Raw genomic sequence first — 4248 nt, forward strand, 5'->3', positions numbered from 1 at the left:
CGCCCGCCGACGATCGCGCGGTAACGCCGGTCGATCGTATGCGCGGCGAACTGCTTCGCCAGTCCTTCGTGCGCGCGGTCGGTCTTGGCGGCGACCATCAGCCCCGACGTATCCTTGTCGATACGGTGGACGATCCCCGGTCGCGCCACCCCGCCGATGCCCGACAGCGACCCGTCGCAGTGATGCAGCAGAGCGTTGACCAGCGTGCCGTCGAGATTGCCCGCGGCCGGGTGGACGACCAGCCCCGCCGGCTTGTCGACGACAATCAGATGCTCGTCCTCGAACGCCACGACCAGCGGGATGTCCTGCGCTTCGTTATGCGCCGGGGCGGGGGCGGGCACCGCGACCGCAAACGCCTCGCCGACGCGCGACTTGCGCGATGGGTCGCGCACCGCCAGCCCGTCCTGCGAGACATGACCGGCACTGATCAGCACCTTCAGCCGCTCCCGCGAGAGCGTCGGCACCGCATCGGCGATCGCGCGGTCGAGCCGCCAGCCGTCGGCGGCCGGCGCGATCGTCGCTTCGATGATGGAAACCCCCCGGTTCATTGTCCTGTGGTAGATGGCGACGATGATCGGCATTTCAATCCCGCACCGCAACGAACTGATCGCGCTGGCGCGGGCCAGCCCGGGGGAGGTATGCGGGCTGCTGCTGGGCAGCGGCGAGCGGATTGCCGCGATCATGCCGTGCGCGAATGTCGCGGACGATCCGGCGACCCGCTTCGAACTCGATCCGCGCGCGCTGATCGCGGCGCATCGCGCGGCGCGCGGCGGCGGGCCGCAGGTGATCGGCCATTATCACTCGCACCCGTCGGGCCGGGCGGAGCCGTCCATGCGCGATGCCGCGGACGCGGCGCCTGACGGCAGCATCTGGATCATCGTCGCGGGGGATGAGGTGACGGCGTGGCGTGCGGTGGCGGCCGGTGCGATGCACGGACGCTTCGCTGCGGTGACGCTTGCCACATTAGGTTGCGAAGGCGGCGGGCAATCGCCACAAGGCGGCCATCCTGCGACGTCCTCAAGGTAAATTCACCCATGACCATCAGCCCGGTCGACTTCGCGAGCCTGTTATGCTCGCGCTTGTGCCACGACCTCCTGTCGCCGATCGGCGCGATGAGCAACGGGCTGGAACTGCTGGCCGATGAAACCGACCCGGCGATGCGCACCCGCTGCCTGGAACTGCTCAGCGAAAGCGCGCGGGCGTCGGCGAACAAGCTGAAGTTTTTCCGCCTGGCGTTCGGCGCGGCGGGCGGATTCGGCGAGCGGGTGGACATGCGCGAGGCGCGCGGCGCGGTCGAGGGGCTGCTGGCGGAGAACAAGCGGCTGACGCTGCAATGGGCGGTGGAGGAAGCCGAGCTGCCCAAGGCGGCGGTCAAGGTGCTGCTGAACCTGGCGCTGATCGCCGGCGACACATTGGTGCGCGGCGGCACGGTGACGATCGGGACCGAGGAAGGCGAGCATACGACCGAGATCGTACTGCGCGCGGAGGGGCCGCGCGTGATCCTGGACCCGGACCTGCGCGCCACGCTGACCGACGGATCGGGCGGCGAATCGGTGACGCCGCGTGCGGCCGCCGCGTTCCTGGTCCATGCGATCGTCGCGGATGCCGGCGGATCGGTGATGGTCACCGATCCGGTCGACAACACGCTGCTGTTCGGGGCGACGCTGCCGTCGCGGTTGGCGTGACGAAACCGGGGTTACAGCCGCGGTAAAGGCGGTCTTAACCCCCACCATGCCAGGACCGGAGCGAACGGACGCGACGGGACCGCATGGACGACCTTCTTCAGGAATTCATTGCCGAAACGCGCGAGACGCTGGAGGCGCTCTCGGGTGAGATCGTGGGGTGGGAGGCCGACCCGCGCGACCGCGCGCGCCTGGACGCGATCTTCCGCTTCGTCCATACCATCAAGGGTAGCTGCGGGTTCCTGGACCTGCCACGGCTGGCAAGGCTGAGCCACGCGGCAGAGGACACGCTGGCATCGGTGCGCAGCGGCGAGCGCATGCCCGACGCCGCGTTGGTCAACGCGATCCTGGCGATCATCGACCGCATCGGCGAGATCGTGGAGGCGATCGATGCCGATGCCGCCGTGCCGGAGGATGGCGAGGAGGCGCTGATCGCGGCGCTGGAAAATGGCACGCCGGTGGAGGCGGTGCCGATCGTCGACGTCGCGCCGAGCGTGCCGGCGAACGGCGATCGCCGCGCGGCGAGCGGGCCGCGTGCCGGCACCCGATCGGTGCGGCTGTCGGTCGACCTGCTCGACCGGATGATGAGCGGCGTGTCCGACATGGTGCTGGCGCGCAACCAGCTGGGCCGGCATTTGCGCCAGATCGACGATCCGCGGCTGGAGGCGATGCTGGAGCGGCTGAGTATCTCGGTCGACGACCTGCGCGATATCGTGACGCGCACCCGGATGCAGCGCGTGGAAGGGCTGTTTTCCGCGCTGCCGCGGCTGGTGCGCGACGCCGCCCATGCCGCCGGCAAGACGGTCAACCTGGTGGTCGAGGGCGGCGACGTCGAGCTGGACCGCGAGATGATCGAGCTGCTGCGCGACCCGCTGGCGCATATGGTCCGCAACGCGATCGACCATGGCATCGAAGCGCGGGCCGACCGCATCCTGTCGGGCAAGCCGGGGGCGGGCGAACTGCGCGTCGTCGCGCGGCAGGCCGGCAACCTCATCATCATCGAGATCGCCGACGACGGGCGCGGCGTGGACGTCGGCGCGCTGGTCGCCAAGATGGCGCTGGCCCAGCCCTCGCGCATCGCGGCGTTGCCCGCGATGGACGAGGACGAGACGCTGGCGCTGGTCTTCGAACCGGGCCTGTCGTCGCGCGATGACGTGACGACGCTGTCTGGCCGCGGCGTGGGGATGGACGTGGTCCGCTCGAACGTCGAGCAGATCGGCGGCCGCATCGCGCTGTCGAACCGCCCGGGGCAGGGATTGACGGTCACGCTGGAGGTGCCGCTGACGCTGGCGATCCTGAATGCGGTGCTGGTACAGGTGGCGGGCACGCGCTTCGCCATCCCGCGCCAGTCGGTGGACGAGATCGTGCAGGTCGGGCAGGGCGGCACGCGCATCGACCGCGTCGGCGGGCATGGCGCGGTGGCGATGCTGCGCGGCGAGAGGCTGTCGATGGTGTCGCTGCCGGAGGTGATCGGCATGGCGCATGGCGCCGCGTCGCCGCGCTATCTGGCGGTGGTGTCGCTGCGCCAAGGGCGGTTCGCGCTGGCGATCGACGCGGTAGACGATACGCAGGAACTGGTGGTGAAGCCCGCCGCGCCGCCGGTGATGCGCGCCGGAATCTATGCCGGGCAGATGCTGCCCGACGACGGCGTGCCCGTCCTGCTGCTGGACTGCGCGGGGATCGCGCAGCGCGCCGGGCTGGTATTCGAGACGGTGCGCGAGCAGGTTGCCGAGACCGCGGTCGCACAGGGTGTGCCGGCGCTGCTGTTCGACGACGTCGACGGCGCGCGACGGATGATCGTTTCCGACGCGGTGGATCGCATCGAACGCATCGAACCGGGCGCGATTCGCGCCGTTGCGGGAGGACTGTGGCTGACCGTCGAGGGGCGGTCGGTACCGGTGTGGAACGCCCAGAGCGTGCGGGCCGATACGATCGCCAAGGTGTTGCGCCTGCAACTGGACGGACAGGTACTGGCCTATCCGATCGCCGAGCCGATCGAGATACTGCCGCTGCCCGAGGAGATCGCGCCGGCGCCTGCCGACGCGGGCGGCGGCGCGGTCGCCGGGCTGGTGGTGATCGCCGGCGAGCCGATCGAGCTTATCGACCCGCTGATGCTGTTCACCGATGTGCCGGTCGCCAGCGAGCGCCCGCTGTGCCTGCTGCACGGCAGCCACAGCGCGTGGATGGAGACGTTTCTGAAGCCGGCGATCGAGCAATCGGGCTATCGCGTGGTGCGGACGCTGCCGCCGGGCGAGCGCGCGGCGGTCGCGCTGGCGATCGAGGAGGAGGCGGACACGGCGCCGTGCCCGGCGATCCGGCTAAGCCGGACGCGCGGGCAGCCGCTGTACCGTTATGACCGCGCCGCGCTGGTCGCCGCGCTGAAGGAGCATCGCGCGTGACCGATACCCTGCACCTGATCGCGCATGTCGGCGGTTGTGGCGTGATGTTCAACACCGATCGCGTCGCATCGGTGGTGGAACTGGACCGCGCGGTGCCCGCCCCCGGTGCCGGACCGGCGGTGATCGGGCTGGCGGCGATGCGCAGCCGCGTCGCCACCGTGCTGGAC

Annotated in this window: 4 protein-coding genes; 3 read left to right on the forward strand and 1 reads right to left on the reverse strand. The window is 70.4% G+C overall.

Translation table 11 applies throughout. From position 1 onward, the window contains the following. The coding region (locus AX685_RS00995; RefSeq protein WP_231738485.1) for a pseudouridine synthase at window positions 1–548 on the reverse strand (548 nt) is incomplete at its 3' end. 22 nt (window positions 549–570) lie between these two features. Here AX685_RS00995 and AX685_RS01000 point away from each other — a divergent pair. The 3 genes from AX685_RS01000 to AX685_RS01010 all read left to right on the forward strand — a co-directional run bounded on the left by AX685_RS01000 (window position 571) and on the right by AX685_RS01010 (window position 4081). Continuing rightward, window positions 571–1026: a M67 family metallopeptidase gene (locus AX685_RS01000; RefSeq protein ID WP_082740391.1), complete on the forward strand. Its 456-nt coding sequence runs from the start codon at window positions 571–573 to the stop codon at window positions 1024–1026. An 8-nt stretch (window positions 1027–1034) separates the two neighbouring features. Further along, complete coding sequence (locus AX685_RS01005; RefSeq protein WP_066484450.1) at window positions 1035–1685, forward strand: histidine phosphotransferase family protein; 651 nt, start codon at window positions 1035–1037, stop codon at window positions 1683–1685. Between the two features lie 83 nt (window positions 1686–1768). Continuing rightward, window positions 1769–4081: a chemotaxis protein CheA gene (locus tag AX685_RS01010; RefSeq protein WP_066484453.1), complete on the forward strand. Its 2313-nt coding sequence runs from the start codon at window positions 1769–1771 to the stop codon at window positions 4079–4081. The last annotated feature ends 167 nt before the right edge of the window (window positions 4082–4248 follow it).

The sequence above is a fragment of the Sphingomonas sp. CCH9-F2 genome (assembly GCF_001556735.1).
Classification (GTDB): Bacteria; Pseudomonadota; Alphaproteobacteria; order Sphingomonadales; family Sphingomonadaceae; genus Sphingomonas; species Sphingomonas ginsenosidimutans.